This is a genomic window from Curtobacterium sp. AC273, assembly GCF_979253735.1.
This window is the reverse complement of the sequence record NZ_CEEDDU010000005.1, coordinates 458,945-474,456: the sequence shown is the minus strand read 5'-3', so window position 1 is coordinate 474,456 and position 15,512 is coordinate 458,945. Positions and strand designations below refer to the sequence as shown.

Genomic DNA, 15,512 nt, shown 5'->3' with positions numbered 1-15,512 from the left:
CGGCCGGCGAGGTGGCACGACGTGCCTGCCGCTCCCGTTCGCCGAGATCGCACTTCCGACGGTCTCGCCGCGGCCCGGGCGCCACGAAGTGCGATCTCGCTGACGACGGACGACGGACGACGGGCGGCCGGCGGCGGGCGGGCGGCAGGAACGACGCGAGTGCGGCCCCGAGACGCGACCGGAGGACTGGAGGCGCGGTGCCAGCTGGCGCCGCGCCTCCAGGACGATCGTGGTCGCGTCAGCGACGCTCCGGGGTCAGCAGCCCCGAGTAGCTGTGCAGCCCCTTGAAGAACACGTTCACGACGGAGAAGTTGAACATCACCGCAGCGAAGCCGATGAGTGCCAGCCACGAGGACCGTGCACCGCGCCAGCCGCGCGTCGCCCGTGCGTGGATGTACCCGGCGTAGACGACCCAGATGATGAAGGTCCAGACCTCTTTTCGTGTCCCAACCCCAGTAGCGACCCCAGGCCCGCTCGGCCCAGATCGCACCGGCGATGAGCGTGAAGGTCCAGAGCACGAAGCCGACGAGCAGCACGCGGTAGGTGAGCACCTCGAGCCGGTCGGCGTCCGGCAGCGTCGCCATGAAGCGGAGCTTGCCGGTCGGGCCGCGACCCTGCCGGTACGTCTGCACGAGCTGCGCGACCGCCAGGCCCGCACCGAGCGCGAAGAACCCGGTGCCGGCGATGGCCACGAACACGTGGATGACGAGCCAGTACGACTCGAGCGCGGGCACCAGCGGGCGGACCGGCACGTAGTAGTTCACGGTGGCGATGCCGAGCAGGATGATCGTCAGGCCGGTGATGAAGACGCCGAGGAACTTCAGGTTCTGCCAGAGCTGCACGAGCAGGAAGATCAGGATGATCAGCGCCGTGCCGGTGAGCGAGAACTCGAACATGTTGCCCCACGGCACACGGTCGGCAGCGATGCCGCGGAGCACCACCGAGCCAACGTGCAGCATCGAGCGCGAGGACGGTCATCGCTACGCCGACCCGCTCGAAGCGGGTGTCAGCGACGTGACCCGGCGTCGCCGTCGGAGCTCTGGTCGACCTGCTCGAGGACGACGGTGTCGCCCTGGACCGTCGCGACCGTCTTCTCGGCGGTGGCCTGCGGTGCGGCGGTGCCGGCCGCAGTTGCGCAGGACTCGCCGGAGCGCTTCGCCATGTCGAGGGCGAACGCGATGAACGCGATGACGTAGACCGCCATCGCGGAGTACGTCAGCACGACCGAGTAGGTCGCGAGGTTCGTGGTCATGTCGTTCACTGGGGCATCCTAACCCGAGGTCCGACGTGTGGCGTTGGCGATGTCCGCGACGGCCCGTTCGAGGTTCGGGTCCTCACCGCGGGCGAGACCCGCGTACTCCAGGGTGTACTCGGTGTCCGACCCGTCGGGGTCGGGGTCGGTGGTGCGCTTCGTCGGGACGACCTTCACCCACACCCGGCGGCGCGGCACGAACAGCGAGGTGAGCAGCCCGAGCACGGACAGCACGGCGAACCCGGCGACGAACAGCTGCGACGGGTCGTGGTGCACGTCGAGCGACACGTACCGCTTCACCCCGTCGAAGGTGATGGACCTCGCGCCGTCGGGCAGGGACTTCGTCTGCCCCGGCTTCAACTCGATGCTCGCTGCGGCCGACTGCCGACTCAAGGCGATCTGCTTGAGCTCGCTCGTGTCGAGCGTGTAGACGCTCTGCGGGACACCGTCGTCGAGCCCGAGGTCGCCCGTGTAGACCTGCAGGGTCAGCAGCGGGTTCTGGCCGTCGGGGTAGTTGCTCGTGTAGGCGCCGGTCGACAGCTTGCCGCCGTCGGGTAGAAGAACCCGACCATGCCGAGCTGGTCCGGCACCGCGTCCGGCACCCAGACGACGCCGGTGGAGGTGTAGTTGGCGTCCTCGGGCAGGAACGGCACGACGTCCTGGAAGGCGATGTCGCCCTTGCCGTCGCGCACCGTCATCTGCATCGCGTAGCCGTTGCCGAGCAGGTAGACGTTCGTGCCGCCGACGCTCACCAGTCGTTCACGCTGAGCTGGCCATGCCCGGCGCCTGCCCGGCGCCGCCGGGTGGTCGGTCGCGGAGTAGTCGAGCGCCTGTCCGAGGGCCTCGAGGTTCCGCTCCTCGTACTTCGTGACGAACTTGTCGAGCGTCAGGTTGTAGCCCTCGAGGTCGCTCTGGTTGGAACCAGCGGCCCGGGTTGAACGAGTCGTACAGCCGAGCACGTCTTCGGAGAAGGTCTGCCCCTCGACGAGGAGCCGCTGCCCCGTGTAGCCGAACCCGCCGCCGACACCGACCGCCAGGAGCACGCCGACCAGGGCCGCGTGGAACACCAGGTTGCCGGTCTCGGCGCAGGAAGTCGCGCTCCGCGCTCACCGAGTCGCCGAAGCGCTCGACGCGGTACCCGGACCGCTTCAGGATCGCCATCAGCGCGGGTGACCGCGTGCTCGACGGACGGGAGGCCCGTGGCCGCGTCCGGTCCTCGCCGCTCGCGCCCGGTCGTGGTGTCGCGTTCCAGGGTCGTGCGACCGACCGGCACGCTGCGGTAGCCCGCCAGGCGGGCCAGACGCACCGGCGTTTCTTCGTCGGCCGGTTGCGGAGGGCCTGCCAGGTGGTGCTTCGGTGCGCGGGACGATGCAGCCGATCAGGGACACGAAGAGCAGCAGGTAGATCGCCGAGAACCACACCGACGTGTAGGTGTCGAAGACCTGCAGCTTGTCGAGGACCGGGAAGAGCTGCGGGTGGTCGGCCTTGTACTGCACGACGCCGTTCGGGTCCGCCGTGCGCTGCGGCACGAGGGAACCCGGGATCGCCGCGAGGGCGAGGAGCATGAGGAGGAAGAACGCCGTCCGCATGCTCGTGAGCTGGCGCCAGAAGAAGCGGAGGTAGCCGATCGGACCGAGCCCGGCTGGGCGACGCCGGACTCGCCGGGGCCGGAGCCGTCGACGTGGTCGGACGGTCGCTGCGGGTCGGAGACGGCGTCGGCGCCCTCGGCCGCGTCGGTCGGGGTAGCGGGTCCTCGGACGCGTCGGTCGGGGTGCGGTCCTCGGCCGCGTCGGCCGGGTTGGTCGGGTCAGACTGCGGGGGACAAAGCTCTGGATCACCGCCCCTGCGCTCGACATGACGGCCGACCAGATGCCGGCGACCATGAGCAGACCGATTACCGATCAGGATCGCCCCTCCGATGATGTTGACGGTGCGCATGTGGCGCTTCACGGCGCGGATCGCACCCGTGGCCCAGCCGGCGCCGAGCGCGACGAGCACGAAACGGGATGCCGAGTCCGAGGCAGTACGCGACCCCGAGCCACATGCCCTGCCAGGCGCTGCCGGACTGGACGCTGAGCAGGTTGATCGCGGCGAGGGTCGGGCCGAGGCACGGGGTCCAGCCGAGGCCGAAGACGATGCCGAGCAGCGGCGCCCCGACGAGCCCGGTCGCCGGGGTCCAGCTCGGCTTCGAGGCTGCGCTGCATGAACGTGAACCGGCCGACGAAGACGTAGGCCCATCGCGATGACCACGACGCCGAGGATCTCGCGTGACGAGGTCGCGCCAGCGGACGAGCCAGAACCCGAGCGCGCCGAAGACCGTCGTGTAGGCGACGAAGACGGCCGTGAAGCCGAGGATGAACAGCAGCACCCCGAGCACCACGCGGACCGCGGCGCTGCTCCGCCCTCGGCGACGCCGCCGACGTAGCCGAGGTAGCTCCGGCACGAGGGGCAGCACGCACGGCGACAGGAACGAGACGAGCCCGGCGAGCGCCGCCACGGGCAGCGCGACGGCCATCTGCCCGCTCAGGATCGCGTCGGCGAAGGGGTTGCTGGACACGGGTCAGGGAGGCCTTCGCCGGCCAGTTCGTCACCGACGAGCGTGTCGAGGATCGACGGGCCGTCGACCGCTCCGGAGGACGCGCGCCGCGACCCGCCCCTGCTTGTCGAAGTTGCACGATGGTCGCGGGACGGCGTTCGGAGCGATCTGCCCGGACAGTGCGAGCTGCACCTCGCCGGTCTTCTGGTCGAGCACGGTCGGGTAGTCGATCCCGAAGGTGCGCTCGAACGTGGCAGCAGGCCATGCTTGCGCTCGTCGCGGACGTTCACGCCGATGAACTGGACGTCCTTGCCCGCGTACTCGTCGTGCACTCCTTGTCTCAGGTACTTCGCCTCGGCCCGGCAGGGCGGGCATCCGGCGTACCAGTAGTTCAGGACGACGAACCTTGCCCTTGAGCGCCTTCGACGACACGGTGTCACCGTCGGTGTCCTTCGCCGAGAAGTCGACGGCATCAGTGCGCTTGTCGGTGGCGACCTCGGTCACCGCACCGTCGCCGGAGATGTAGTTCTGCGTCGCGCCGTTGCCGTACTGCTTGGCAGAGGCCGCCGCTGTCGGACGAGCACCCGGACAGGACGAGGACGGCGGCGACGGCCGTCGCCGCGAGGACCGCGAACCGCTTGCTGATGACGCTCACACTGCTCCTTCGTCGATCGCGGTCGCACGCAGTGCCTGCGCCGGGTCCGGGTACCCGACCTCGGTGAAACGGCCGGACGAGGCGGCGGTACATCGCCTCGACGGTCGTGATGCTGGAGAGCATGCCGCAGCGGCGCTTCCTCGGGTCGTGCCAGAGCTGCTCGCCGGCCAGCCGACGGTGCACTATCCAGATCGGCAGCTGGCAGCTGACGAGGACGACGTCGCCCTCGTCCACGCTCTCCCACGCGTTGGCGACCGGCGGCGACCATCCGGTTCGCGATCGACTCGTACGCCTCGCCCCAGCTCGGCCGGAACGGGTTCGCGATCCAGGGCCACTCCGCCGGGCGTCCGAGCGAGCGCTTGGTGAAACCCGGGGGCCGTCCCTCGTACCGGTTGGTCGGTTCGATGAGTCGTTCGTCGAGGGCGACTTCGAGCCCGTACGCGGCGGCCCACGGCGCCGCGGACTCCTCTGCGCTGCAGCGGTGAGGCGACGATCTGCGCACGTCGACCCCGGCGTCCTTCCAGGCGGTCGCCGACGCGAGCGCCATCTGGCCGCCCAGTTCGCTCAGGCCGAAGCCCGGCAGTCGTCCGTAGAGCACGCGGTCCGGGTTGTAGCACCTCGCCGTGACGGACGAGGTGGATTCGGGTCGCGCGGGGCATGGGTTCCAGTGTAGGTCGCTCAGGCCTTCGCCACCGGCCGCACAGACGATTCACCGGATGCGGAACCGCTTACAGCCGAGCTCGCCGGACAGCCGCCGGTGCAGCGCCACCGAGCCGGTGTTGAGGTTCACCACCTCAACCGTGGAGCCGTGCTTCGCGAAGCGCTGCTCGACCCCGTCGAGCGCGGCCACCGTGCTGGCGTCGAAGACGTGCGCCTCGGACATGTCGATGACGACGTGCTCCGGGTCCTCGGCGTAGGAGAACCGGGCGACCCAGGTCGTTCGACGACGCGAAGAACAGCGCGCCGCGCACGCGGTACCGGACCGTGCGGTCGTCGACCGGCTCGCGGACGACCGCCACGACGTGTGCGACACGACGGGCGAAGACGAGGGCTGCGACCACCACCCCGACGAGGACCCCGGTGGCGAGGTTGTCCGTGGCGACGACGACCACGACCGTGATCACCATCACCGCGGTCTCGCCGAGCGGCATCCGACGGAGCGTGCGCGGCCGGATGCTGTGCCAGTCGAACGTCGCCACGCACACCATGATCATCACCGCGGTGAGGGCGGCCATCGGGATCTCGGCCACGATGTCGTGCAGCACGATCGTCAGCACGAGGACCGAGACGCCCGCGGTGAAGGTCGAGACCCGCGTCCGCGCGCCGGCGGTCTTCACGTTGATGACGGTCTGCCCGATCATCGCGCAGCCGCCCGTCCCGCCGAAGAAGGCCGAGGCGACGTTCGCGACGCCCTGCCCCCAGGACTCGCGCCACTTGCTCGACCCCGTCTCGGTGATCGAGTCGACGAGCTGGGCGGTGAGCAGGGTCTCGATGAGCCCGACGATCGCGACGCCGAACGCGTACGGCGCGATGAGCAGGGTCTCGAGCCTGATCGGGGTGGTGATGCCGTTGAACCCGGGCAGCGCGGTCGGCAGCGAGCCCTCGTCGCCGACCGTCGGCACGGCCACGCCGAAGACGATCAGTGATCGCGGTGACCACCACCACCGCGATGAGGGGGCGCCGGGATCGACTTCGTCAGGAAGGGGAAGCCGACGATGATCGCGACGCCGAGCGCGGTGAGCGGCCAGACCACCACGGGGACGTCGCCGCCGAAGAGGTTCGGGAGCTGCGCGGTGAAGATCAGGATCGCCAGGGCGTTGACGAACGCGACGTTCACGCCCGCGGGATGAACCGCATGAGCCGCGCGACCCCGAGGAACCCGAGCACGATCTGGATGAGGCCACCGAGGACGATCGTCGGCACGAGGTAGGCGATGCCGTGGTCGCGCACGAGCGGGGCGATGACGAGCGCGACCGAGCCGGCCGCGGCGGAGACCATCGCCGGACGACCGCCCATGATCGAGATGACGACGGCGATCACCACACTCGAGAACAGCCCGACGGCGGGATCGACCCCGGCGACCACCGAGAACGAGATCGCCTCTGGGGATGAGGGCGAGCGCGGCGACGACGCCGGCCAGGACCTCTCGGGTGAGGAGCCGGGGCGAGCGGAGGGCGCTGAGGACGCTCGGGGCGGTGGGGGCGTGGGTGATCGCGGACATCACGGGGAACTCTACCCTCACGTGAGGGTAGAGTTGGGGGCGTGAGCACCACCATGCACATCGGGGAACTGGCCGAGCGGGCCGAGATGTCCCTCCGGACGATCCGCCACTACGACGAGGTCGGGCTGCTCGTGCCGAGCGGTCGGACCTCGGGCGGGTTCCGCGTCTACACCGAGCAGGACCTCGGAACGGCTGCTCGTGATCCGGACGCATGAAGCCGCTCGGGTTCTCACGCTCGACGAGATGGCAGAGCTGCTCCGGGTCGTCGCCGGCCTCAAGCCGCGAAGGGACCCCGACGACGAGGTCGCGTCGCCGCCCGCCTCGACGAGTTCCTGCTCGACGCCCGCGCCCGGCACGCGAAGCTCGTCGAGCGGGCCGGCATGGCCGAGGAGTTCATCGGCACCCTCGGGTCACTCCGCGCCTCGCTCCCCTGAGCGTCAGCGATCGGGCCGTCAGCCATCGGGCCGTCAGCCATTGGGGAGCCCCCGGCGTCGATCAGGCGCGCACGCTCACGGCGCGCGGCGCCACCCGCGCTCCGGCGGATCAGCTCGTCGTGCTCCCAGATGATCCGGCGGGCCTTCCACGGCCGGAAGCGGCACTGGCCGCCGGACTCGTTCTCTCCCGCCACTTCCTGCCGACGCGTCACCAGTGCCAGCACCAGTCCTCGACCGTCATGGTCCTTCCCTTCCCGTGATCAGCCCCAGCACCATCGTGCCGAGCGCGGCGTCGTCTCCGCGAAGAATCCGCATGTCGTACATCGCCTCGGCACTCGTCGAGCCGATCTCCGCACGCCCGACGTCGCCATCGCAGGCCTGCTCCACCGTCCACACGAACCGCGACCACGCACGATCCCGCTCCTCACGCGCCACGTCCCGCCGCCACCGCAGCACCGCCCACACTCCCCCGACGAGCCCCGCCACCAGCGTCAACGCCGCCGCCGCGAGCGCCGCGACCACCACCGTCGCCACCGCCGCAGGCGGCCAGGCCGCGAGCCCCTCGACCTCTGCCGTCATCCGGGCCTCTCCCAGCTCGCGACCGGCCACGTCGAGGACGCTACGGACCCGGCGGACCCGGCACGTGCCTCCAGGCCCACCCGTGGAGAACACCGCAGCCGACCCGACCTGTGGAGGAACGAGCACCGGCTGAGCCGGAGCATTAGACTCGACCACCGTGATCGAACGCACCCGCATCGCCGACCTCGCCGCACCTCCTGACGGCCCCGTCTCCGTCGCCGGATGGGTGGAGACCGTCCGAGACCAGAAGAAGGTGCAGTTCGTCGTGCTCCGCGACGAGCTCGGCGCCGTACAGCTCGTCAACCCCGCCACCCGCGAAGCCGAGGACGGCGACGACGCCGCCCAGCTCGCGCTCGGCATCACCAACGAGATCCTCGGCCTCGCACATGGCACCTTCGTGCACGTGCGCGGCACGCTGAAGCACGACGAGCGGGTCAAGCTCGGCGGGCTCGAGGTCAAGGTCGGCTCGCTCGAGGTGATCAGCGCCGCGATCCCGGAGACCCCGATCGCCGACGACTCGTCGCTCGACAAGCGGCTCGATTGGCGCTTCCTCGACCTGCGAAACCGCAAGCAGAACCTCATCTTCCGCATCCAGACGACGATGGAGCACGCGTTCCGCACGTACTGGGTCGAGCGTGACTACATCGAGATCCACACCCCGAAGCTGATGGCCCCGGCGTCGGAGTCCCGCGCCGAGCTCTTCCAGCTCGAGTACTTCGAGACGACGGCGTACCTCGCCCAGTCGCCGCAGAACTTCAAGCAGATGGCCCAGCCGGCCGGCTTCGGCGCGGTCTTCGAGATCGCCGACGCCTTCCGCGCCGACCCCTCGTTCACCAGCCGCCGCCACGCCACCGAGTTCACGAGCATCGATCGCCGAGTTCTCGTGGGTCGAGTCCCACCAGGACGTCATGGCCATGCACGAGGAACTCCTCGTCGCCGGCTTCACGGCCGTCAAGGAGAAGCACGGCAAGGACATCGAAGAGGTCTTCGGCTTCGAGTTCGTCGTGCCGACCGCCCTGCTCCCCCGCGTCACCCTGGCCGAGGCCCGGAAGATCGTCGCCGACAGCGGCTACGAGGCCGTCCGCGCCGACGGTGACCTCGACCCCGAGGGCGAGTGCCGCGTCAGCGCCTGGGCGAAGGAGCACCACGGCTCCGAGTTCGTCTTCGTCACCGACTACGACGCCTCGATCCGGCCGTACTACCACATGCGTCACGCCGACGACCCGACGCTCACGAACAGCTACGACCTGCTGTTCAACGGCGCCGAGATCTTCGACCGGCGCGCAGCGCGAGCATCCGCGTCGAGACCCTGACGGCCCAGGCCGTCGAGAAGGGCCTCGACCCGGAGGAGCTCGGCTGGTACCTCGACTTCTTCCGCTACGGCGTGCCGCCGCACGGCGGGTTCGGCATGGCCCTCGCACGCGCCTGACGCTCGCGCTGCACGAGCCGTCCATCCGCGAGGTCACGTACCTGTTCCGCGGCCCGACGCGCCTGACCCTCGTAGTCATCCGGTCCACGACAGCGGCCCCCGTTCCGACAGGGACGGCCGGGCCCTTCGCGTCTGCCGGGAGGCGCGGCTCAGCTCCGCCAGTCGATGGCGGCCTGCCCCGCGACCAGGCCGCGGATCTCCGCTGCCGCGGCCTGGTGCTGCGGGTGCACCTGGTACTCGTCCAGCCCGGCGAGGTCGTCGAACGCCGCGACGACGGCGACGTCCTGGTTCTTCCCCGGGTAGGCCATCGCTCCTCGACGACCTCCGAGCGAGCGGATCGACGCCGACGCCGGTGCCGATCAGGCCGACGAGCAGTTCCCGGATCCGCGCGATCGACTCGTCACGGTCGAGGTCCTCGCGCAGGGTCCAGCAGGACGACGTAGTGGATCATGCGCGAGCCTCCCCTTGCTCGAGGGCACGGTGGAGCCGGTCGGCGTCGACGTGCCAGTTGGCGGTGGACCCAGACCGTCGACCAGCACGACCGGGATGTCCTCTGCGTACTCGAGGCGGAGGGCGTCGTCGTCGAGGATCAGGACCGCTCCTGCAGTGTCGTTCCGGGGTAGCTCGCCACACGTGCTCGACGACCGGTCGGGCGTCGTCGCAGAGGCGGCAGCCGGGCTTCGTCAGCAGGGTCACTGGCGGGCATGGCACCACCATATCCGGCGGCGCAGAGCCGTCGGGGCAACCCGGAAAATGCGGCTAAGCCGACAAATCGCGAAAGCCCCGGCGAACCGGGGCTTCAGCGGCAAGTCGTGCGACTTACTCTCTGTTGCGACGCTGGTGGCGCGTCTTGCGAAGCAGCTTGCGGTGCTTCCTCTTCGCCATGCGCTTGCAGACGCTTCTTGACGGACAGAAACCCATAACGGACCTCACACTCGGATCTGATGCCGTGCGGGACACCGGGGCCAACGAGACCCGCGGAAAAAACAACCCCGCCGAGCTCCAGCGGAGCGCTGACGCGATGTCGAACGGCGCGGTTCTGGACCCGCTCTAGCCCGACGTCGGCGACGCCACCGCGCAGGACGCCCGCGACGGCGGACTCCGACGCGGAACGAACGGCCGAAGCGGATGGCGGGGAGTTCTCCCGCGTGGACCATGCGGTAGACGGTCATCTTGGAGACGCGCATCATCTCGGCGACTTCAGCGACGGTGAGGAAGCGCACGTCGTCGAAACTGCCGGTCATGGTCCGCCTTCGGGATCGGTGTGATCCTGTGTGGTCACTGGACACTGTAGGGGCCGGTGGGATCGGTGTCCAGACAGGCGTCAGTCCTCGTCGCCACGCCGCGTGAAGCGCTTGCGGCTGCTCTCGACGACGCGCCCCAGCTCCTGCTGCGCGCCGGACAGCGCCGCGGTCGCGCGGTGGGACGCCTCGGCCATCACCCGGCCGAGTTCGGTGCCCACCTCGACGGTGGCCTTGCCCGCCACGCCGTTCAAGCCGGATCGACACCGGCTGGCCGTCCATCGTCCACGCGGTCGTCGCCAGGGTGCCGTCGGCGTCGACGGCACCGGTGAAGGGCAGGACCCACTCCTCGATGCCGACGAGGGGCTCCGGATCGAGCCGGTAGTAGCGGTGCTGGCCCTCTTCGCGACTCGTGACGAGGCCGATGTCCCGCAGGACGCGCAGGTGCTTCGACACGGTCGGCTGGCTGACGCCGAGCCGCTCGACGAGTTGGCCGACGCTGAGTTCGCCGCCGGTCGCGTCGGATCCGTACGCGGAGAGGAGCGCCCCGAGCAGTTCGCGTCTGGTGGGTCCGCCGCGACGCTGAAGCGATGTCGGCCATGGGGCAAGGCCAGCCGCGGCACCACGGATGTACCATGACGAACCGTCCCGCCCATGTCCCCGGAGGCAACGATGCTCGACCGGCACGAGCCGCCGACCCGCTCCGCGGGCGCGACCCGCCGACGCCCGTCGCGTCTCGGCACCGCCCTCCGCTCGTCGCCGTCCCGGTTGGCGATCGCGGTCTTCGTCGCGCTGATCTTCCTCTTCACGAGTCTGTTCATGACGCCGTGGGCCAAGGCCGACGGGCAGTCGACGCACTTCGCGGACGCCCTCTTCACGGCCGCCTCGGTGGTGTGCGTCACCGGGCTCGCGACGGTCGACATGGCGACGCACTGGTCCGTCTTCGGCAAGACGCTCGTGGTCATCGGCACCCAGATCGGCGCCGTCGGGGTCCTGACGTTCGCCTCGATCCTCGGGCTCTTCGTCACGCGGAAGCTCGGCCTGCGCGCCAAGCTCATGGCAGCCGGCGACTCGAACCCGCCCGACCCACCACGGAGCCGTCCCCGAGGGGCAGGCCGTCCGCCTCGGCGAGGTCAGCACCCTGCTCGCCACCGTCGCGGTGAGCACCCTGTCGACCGAGATCGTCCTCGGGCTCCTCCTGCTGCCGTCCGTGCTCATCGCCGGCATGCCGTTCTGGACGGCGGTCGGCGACTCGTCTACTACGCGGCGATGGCGTTCACGAACACCGGCTTCGTGCCGAACGCCAGCGGCCTCACCCCCTTCGCGCACGACTACTGGTTCCTGTCGTTGCTCATGGTCGGCGTCGTCGCGGGCTCCATCGGCTTCCCGGTGATCCGCGCCCTGACGAAGCAGCTCCGCACGCCCCGGCGGTGGCCAATCCACGTGAAGCTGACCCTGGCGACGAGCGCGGTCCTGCTCGTCGGCGGCGCGACCGTGTACATCGCGCTCGAGGCGTCGAACCCGACCACCTTCGGTGAGGAGGGCGCCGGCCGGCGTTCCAGGCCCCTCCTGTCGACGATGACCCGGTCCGGTGGGTTCTCCCTCGTCGACTTCGACCAGCTGAACGGGTCGAGCCTGCTCGTCACCGACATGCTCATGTTCATCGGCGGCGGCTCGGCCTCGACCGCCGGCGGCATCAAGGTCACGACGCTGGCCGTGCTGTTCCTCGCCGCGGTCGCCGAGGCACGCGGACGTCAGAGCATGGAGGCCTTCGGGCGGCGCATCCCGAGCGACGTGCTGCGCGTCGCCGTCGCCGTCGTGCTCTGGGGCGCCACGATCGTCGCCATCGCCACAGTGGTCCTGCTGCAGATCACGCACGAGTCCCTCGACCGCGTGCTGTTCGAGGTGATCTCCGCGTTCGCCACGTGCGGCCTGTCCTCCGGGGTGTCCGCGAGCCTGCCCGAGTCGGGCAAGTACGTGCTGGCTGCGACGATGTTCCTCGGTCGTGTCGGTACAGTGACCATCGCCGCTGCCCTGGCTGCCAGCCAGAGCCGGCAGCTGTTCCGCCGTCCCGAGGAGAGGCCGATCGTTGGCTGACCGCAACCGTCCGCACCCGCTGGGTGCCGTCAGCCACGATGCCCCGGTGCTCGTCATCGGCCTCGGCCGGTTCGGGGCCGCCACCGCCGGGCAGCTCGAGCGGCAGGACCGCGAGGTCCTCGTCGTCGACACCGACGCCAACCTCGTGCAGAAGTGGTCGGACCGGGTCACCCACGCGGTGCAGGCCGACGCGACCGACATCGACGCGCTCCGGCAGATCGGCGCCCAGGACTTCCCGATCGCGGTGGTCGGCACCGGGAGCGACCTCGAGTCGAGCGTCCTCATCACCGCGAACCTCGTCGACCTCGGCATCCCGCAGATCTGGGCGAAGGCGATCAGCCGGTCGCACGGCACGATCCTGTCCCGGATCGGCGCGAACCACGTCGTCTACCCGGAACGCGAGGCCGGCGAGCGCACGGCCCACCTGGTGTCCGGGCGGATGCTCGACTTCATCGAGTTCGACGACGACTTCGCCGTGGTCAAGATGTTCCCGCCGGCCTCGGTCCGCGGGAAGGACCTCGCCACGACCGTCATCCGCACCCGCTTCGGCCTCACCGTGCTCGGCATCAAGACGCCCGGCCGGGCGTTCGTGCCGGCCACCCCGGAGAGCGTGATCGGTCAAGACGACGTCATCATCGTCTCCGGCACCGAGGGCGATCTCGAGCGGTTCGCAGCCCTGGAGTGACCCGGGACGGCCTGGAGGCGCGTGGCGGGCCCGCCCCGCGCCTCCAGTCCGTCACCGGTCGCCGTCTACCCCTGTGACAGTTCCGCTGCCCGCGCGATCGCAGCGCGGGATGCCCCGCTCGAACGTGCCCGCCAGATCGGCGTCCTGCAGGACTGCGACGGCACGCTCGGTGGTGCCCTTCGGACTCGTGACGGCGCGGCGGAGGTCCGCCGGTTCCCTGCCGGACGCGGCGAGCAGCTCGACCGCGCCGCGCAGGGTGCCCTGCACCATGGTCTCGGCCTGCTCGGCGGTGAAGCCCAGCGACTCGGCCGCCTGCTGCCACTGCTCCACGAGCAGGAACACGTACGCCGGCCCTGAACCGGAGACCGCGGACAGCGCGTCGAGCTGCGACTCGGGCACCTCGATGACGACGCCGGACGCGGTGAACACCGACGACGCGAGCGCCACCGCGTCGGCGTCGGCCGAGCTGCCGGGGCTGATGCCCGTCACGCCGTGCCCGACGCCGATCGGCGTGTTCGGCAGCGCGCGCACCACGCGGACACCGGCGGGGACCTTCGCCTCCATGCTGGCGGTCGTCGTGCCGACCGCCACGCTCACCACGACCGCGCCGGGCTCGAGGTCCGCGGCGACCTCGTCGAGCAGGTCGCCGATCGCGTAGGGCTTGACGCCGAGGACGACGAGCGCGGCACCCCGGACGGCCGCGCGGTTCGCGTCGGCGTCGGTGTCGGTCGCCGCGGCGTCGAGCCCGCGCCCGCGGTGCGCGGCCGCCGACGCCTCGGACTTCGTCGTCAGCGTGACCGTGGCCGGGTCGAGCCCGGCGGCGAGCAGCCCGTCGAAGACCGCGCCGGACATGGAGCCGACGCCGAGCAGGGCGGTGCGGGGCAGTTCGATGGTCATGCTCCCGACCCTATCCAGCCCTCGCGCCTAGGATCGGATCGCACGTCAGGGAGAAGGGACACCCGTGAGCGCTTCCGGAGGCACGAAGGCCATCCTCGCCGCACTCGGTGCCAACGTCGGCATCGCGATCGTCAAGTTCATCGCCGCGGCGATCAGCGGGTCGGCGTCGATGCTGGCCGAGGGTGTGCACTCCTCGCGGACTCGGCGAACCAGCTCCTCCTGCTGCTCGGCGGCCGACGTGCTCGGCGTGCGGCGGACGAGGAGCACCCGTTCGGCTACGGCCGGGAGCGCTACGTCTACGCCTTCGTCGTCTCGATCATCCTGTTCTCGGTCGGCGGCGTCTTCTCGCTGTACGAGGGCATCGAGAAGCTCACCCACCCGCACCCGCTCGAGAACTGGTGGCTGCCGCTCGTGGTGCTCGTCATCGCGATCGGGCTCGAGGGGTTCTCGCTCCGCACGGCCCTCCGCGAGGCCCGCCCGCAGAAGGGCCGGCAGAGCTGGGTGCAGTTCGTCCGCCGGGCCAAGGCGCCCGAGCTGCCGGTCGTCATGCTCGAGGACACCGCGGCCCTGCTCGGCCTCGTGTTCGCGCTGTTCGGCGTCGGCCTCATAGCGATCACCGGCAACGGCGTGTTCGACGCCATCGGCACGATCTTCATCGCGGCCCTGCTCATCGCCGTCGCGGTCGTGCTCGGCATCGAGACGAAGAGCCTGCTGGTGGGCGAGGGCGCGACCGCTGCCGACGTCGAGCGCATCAAGCACGCGCTGCTCGACGGACCGGAGGTCGACTCGATCATCCACATCAAGACCCTGTACCTCGGGCCGGACGAGCTCATGGTCGGCGTGAAGGTCGCGGTCGACGGTGACCGACGGCTCGGCGACGTGGCGGCGGGCATCGACACGGTCGAGCAGCGGATCCGTGCCGCCGTGCCGATCGCCCGGGTCATCTACGTGGAGCCGGACGTGCTCCGCACCGGCCCGCGCCCGCCGACCGAGGCGATCGTCATCCGCGCCGCTGACTGAAGAAGGCGTCGAGCACGGCCGCGCACTCGGCCTCGAGCACGCCGCCGACGACCTCGGACCGGTGCGGCAGGCGGCGGTCCCGTGCGATGTCGTAGACGCTGCCGCTCGCGCCGGCCTTGGGGTCCCACGCCCCGAACACGACGCGCGGCACCCGGGCAGCCATGACCGCGCCGGCGCACATCGGGCAGGGCTCCAGCGTGACGACGAGCGTGTGCTCCGCCAGGTGCCAGTCGCCGGTGACGGCCGCCGCTGCCCGGAGCGCGAGCACCTCGGCGTGCGCCGTCGGGTCCTGCAGCGCCTCGCGCTCGTTCCGTCCGACCGCGACCACGGCGCCGTGCCGGTCGAGCACGACGGCCCCCACGGGCACGTCACCGGTGTCCAGGCAGGCGCGGGCCTCGTCGAGCGCACGTCGCATCGCGGGGACGAACGGTCGGGCGGCGGGCTCCTCCACGGGACCTCCTGGCAG

14 protein-coding genes and 9 pseudogenes are annotated in these 15,512 nt (G+C 70.6%); 5 read left to right on the top strand and 18 right to left on the bottom strand.

What is annotated here, in order from left to right:
* Nucleotides 1-238: 238 nt before the first annotated feature.
* The 10 genes and pseudogenes from ccsA (ACZ8AI_RS09940) to ACZ8AI_RS09895 form a co-directional block, all read right to left on the bottom strand.
* Nucleotides 239-490 (bottom strand): cytochrome c biogenesis protein CcsA, encoded by a 252-nt coding sequence (gene ccsA / locus ACZ8AI_RS09940; protein WP_464858158.1) that lies wholly within the window; start codon nucleotides 488-490, stop codon nucleotides 239-241.
* A 13-nt stretch (nucleotides 491-503) separates the two neighbouring features.
* Nucleotides 504-896: pseudogene (gene ccsA, locus ACZ8AI_RS09935) on the bottom strand (cytochrome c biogenesis protein CcsA); the annotation flags it as partial.
* A gap of 110 nt (nucleotides 897-1,006) precedes the next feature.
* On the bottom strand, nucleotides 1,007-1,252 hold the full coding sequence (locus ACZ8AI_RS09930; protein ID WP_464858091.1) for a hypothetical protein: 246 nt from the start codon (nucleotides 1,250-1,252) through the stop codon (nucleotides 1,007-1,009).
* An 18-nt stretch (nucleotides 1,253-1,270) separates the two neighbouring features.
* Nucleotides 1,271-2,295, bottom strand: a pseudogene (locus ACZ8AI_RS09925) (cytochrome c biogenesis ResB family protein).
* Between the two features lie 117 nt (nucleotides 2,296-2,412).
* Nucleotides 2,413-2,817 carry a cytochrome c biogenesis ResB family protein gene (locus tag ACZ8AI_RS09920; RefSeq protein ID WP_464858157.1) on the bottom strand — a complete coding sequence of 135 codons (405 nt, stop codon included), beginning with the start codon at nucleotides 2,815-2,817 and terminating at the stop codon, nucleotides 2,413-2,415.
* A 252-nt stretch (nucleotides 2,818-3,069) separates the two neighbouring features.
* A pseudogene (locus tag ACZ8AI_RS09915) lies at nucleotides 3,070-3,767 on the bottom strand (cytochrome c biogenesis CcdA family protein); the annotation flags it as partial.
* 8 nt (nucleotides 3,768-3,775) lie between these two features.
* Nucleotides 3,776-4,261, bottom strand: a complete 486-nt coding sequence (locus ACZ8AI_RS09910) for a TlpA disulfide reductase family protein (protein WP_464858090.1) — start codon at nucleotides 4,259-4,261, stop codon at nucleotides 3,776-3,778.
* Nucleotides 4,261-4,677, bottom strand: coding sequence for a hypothetical protein (locus tag ACZ8AI_RS09905; protein WP_464858170.1), 417 nt, complete (start codon nucleotides 4,675-4,677; stop codon nucleotides 4,261-4,263). Before ACZ8AI_RS09905 ends, ACZ8AI_RS09910 begins: the two co-directional genes overlap by 1 nt.
* 76 nt (nucleotides 4,678-4,753) lie before the next feature.
* Nucleotides 4,754-4,990 (bottom strand): annotated as a pseudogene (locus tag ACZ8AI_RS09900) (histidine phosphatase family protein); the annotation flags it as partial.
* 162 nt (nucleotides 4,991-5,152) lie between these two features.
* A pseudogene (locus ACZ8AI_RS09895) lies at nucleotides 5,153-6,664 on the bottom strand (SulP family inorganic anion transporter).
* 41 nt (nucleotides 6,665-6,705) lie between these two features.
* Between ACZ8AI_RS09895 and ACZ8AI_RS09890 the strand changes: the two are divergent.
* Nucleotides 6,706-6,879 carry a MerR family DNA-binding transcriptional regulator gene (locus tag ACZ8AI_RS09890; protein ID WP_464858089.1) on the top strand — a complete coding sequence of 58 codons (174 nt, stop codon included), beginning with the start codon at nucleotides 6,706-6,708 and terminating at the stop codon, nucleotides 6,877-6,879.
* Between the two features lie 456 nt (nucleotides 6,880-7,335).
* Here ACZ8AI_RS09890 and ACZ8AI_RS09885 read toward each other — a convergent pair whose 3' ends face one another.
* A complete protein-coding gene (locus ACZ8AI_RS09885) occupies nucleotides 7,336-7,707 on the bottom strand; it encodes a hypothetical protein (RefSeq protein WP_464858088.1) in 372 nt (123 codons plus the stop codon).
* 127 nt (nucleotides 7,708-7,834) lie between these two features.
* Between ACZ8AI_RS09885 and aspS the strand changes: the two are divergent.
* Nucleotides 7,835-9,171 (top strand): annotated as a pseudogene (aspS, locus tag ACZ8AI_RS09880) (aspartate--tRNA(Asn) ligase); the annotation flags it as partial.
* Between the two features lie 84 nt (nucleotides 9,172-9,255).
* Here aspS and ACZ8AI_RS09875 read toward each other — a convergent pair.
* From ACZ8AI_RS09875 to ACZ8AI_RS09855, 5 genes and pseudogenes are all read right to left on the bottom strand, one after another.
* A complete protein-coding gene (locus ACZ8AI_RS09875; RefSeq protein WP_464858156.1) occupies nucleotides 9,256-9,414 on the bottom strand; it encodes a Dabb family protein in 159 nt (52 codons plus the stop codon).
* A 511-nt stretch (nucleotides 9,415-9,925) separates the two neighbouring features.
* Nucleotides 9,926-10,027 (bottom strand): 30S ribosomal protein bS22, encoded by a 102-nt coding sequence (locus ACZ8AI_RS09870; RefSeq protein WP_464858087.1) that lies wholly within the window; start codon nucleotides 10,025-10,027, stop codon nucleotides 9,926-9,928.
* 139 nt (nucleotides 10,028-10,166) lie between these two features.
* Nucleotides 10,167-10,350 (bottom strand): annotated as a pseudogene (locus tag ACZ8AI_RS09865) (helix-turn-helix domain-containing protein); the annotation flags it as partial.
* Nucleotides 10,351-10,430: 80 nt separating this feature from the next.
* On the bottom strand, nucleotides 10,431-10,592 hold the full coding sequence (locus tag ACZ8AI_RS09860) for a hypothetical protein (protein WP_464858086.1): 162 nt from the start codon (nucleotides 10,590-10,592) through the stop codon (nucleotides 10,431-10,433).
* A 175-nt stretch (nucleotides 10,593-10,767) separates the two neighbouring features.
* A pseudogene (locus ACZ8AI_RS09855) lies at nucleotides 10,768-11,034 on the bottom strand (ArsR/SmtB family transcription factor); the annotation flags it as partial.
* Here ACZ8AI_RS09855 and ACZ8AI_RS09850 point away from each other — a divergent pair.
* Nucleotides 11,002-12,444 carry a TrkH family potassium uptake protein gene (locus tag ACZ8AI_RS09850; protein ID WP_464858085.1) on the top strand — a complete coding sequence of 481 codons (1,443 nt, stop codon included), beginning with the start codon at nucleotides 11,002-11,004 and terminating at the stop codon, nucleotides 12,442-12,444. The pseudogene ACZ8AI_RS09855 and the gene ACZ8AI_RS09850 overlap by 33 nt on opposite strands.
* A gap of 46 nt (nucleotides 12,445-12,490) precedes the next feature.
* Nucleotides 12,491-13,129: a potassium channel family protein gene (locus tag ACZ8AI_RS09845; RefSeq protein ID WP_464858084.1), complete on the top strand. Its 639-nt coding sequence runs from the start codon at nucleotides 12,491-12,493 to the stop codon at nucleotides 13,127-13,129.
* Nucleotides 13,130-13,180: 51 nt separating this feature from the next.
* Here the strand turns inward: ACZ8AI_RS09845 and ACZ8AI_RS09840 are convergent, their stop codons facing one another.
* Nucleotides 13,181-13,981, bottom strand: a complete 801-nt coding sequence (locus ACZ8AI_RS09840; protein WP_464858155.1) for a pyrroline-5-carboxylate reductase family protein — start codon at nucleotides 13,979-13,981, stop codon at nucleotides 13,181-13,183.
* 109 nt (nucleotides 13,982-14,090) lie between these two features.
* Here ACZ8AI_RS09840 and ACZ8AI_RS09835 point away from each other — a divergent pair.
* Nucleotides 14,091-15,046 (top strand): annotated as a pseudogene (locus ACZ8AI_RS09835) (cation diffusion facilitator family transporter).
* On the opposite strand, the gene ACZ8AI_RS09830 reads toward ACZ8AI_RS09835, so the two are convergent.
* Complete coding sequence (locus ACZ8AI_RS09830) at nucleotides 15,027-15,461, bottom strand: nucleoside deaminase (protein WP_464858154.1); 435 nt, start codon at nucleotides 15,459-15,461, stop codon at nucleotides 15,027-15,029. The pseudogene ACZ8AI_RS09835 and the gene ACZ8AI_RS09830 sit on opposite strands and share 20 nt — an antisense overlap.
* Nucleotides 15,462-15,512: the final 51 nt, after the last annotated feature.

Excerpts from the sequence above, each read along its gene's own strand:
- ACZ8AI_RS09840 (WP_464858155.1), bottom strand. The coding sequence starts at position 13,981 with ATGTCCGGCGCGGTCTTCGACGGGCTGCTCGCCGCCGGGCTCGACCCG.
- ACZ8AI_RS09930 (WP_464858091.1), bottom strand. The coding sequence starts at position 1,252 with ATGACCACGAACCTCGCGACCTACTCGGTCGTGCTGACGTACTCCGCG.
- ACZ8AI_RS09830 (WP_464858154.1), bottom strand. The coding sequence starts at position 15,461 with ATGCGACGTGCGCTCGACGAGGCCCGCGCCTGCCTGGACACCGGTGAC.
- ACZ8AI_RS09850 (WP_464858085.1), top strand. The coding sequence starts at position 11,002 with ATGTCCCCGGAGGCAACGATGCTCGACCGGCACGAGCCGCCGACCCGC.
- ACZ8AI_RS09910 (WP_464858090.1), bottom strand. The coding sequence starts at position 4,261 with ATGCCGTCGACTTCTCGGCGAAGGACACCGACGGTGACACCGTGTCGT.
- ACZ8AI_RS09920 (WP_464858157.1), bottom strand. The coding sequence starts at position 2,817 with ATGCTCCTCGCCCTCGCGGCGATCCCGGGTTCCCTCGTGCCGCAGCGC.
- ACZ8AI_RS09870 (WP_464858087.1), bottom strand. The coding sequence starts at position 10,027 with ATGGGTTTCTGTCCGTCAAGAAGCGTCTGCAAGCGCATGGCGAAGAGG.
- ACZ8AI_RS09875 (WP_464858156.1), bottom strand. The coding sequence starts at position 9,414 with ATGGCCTACCCGGGGAAGAACCAGGACGTCGCCGTCGTCGCGGCGTTC.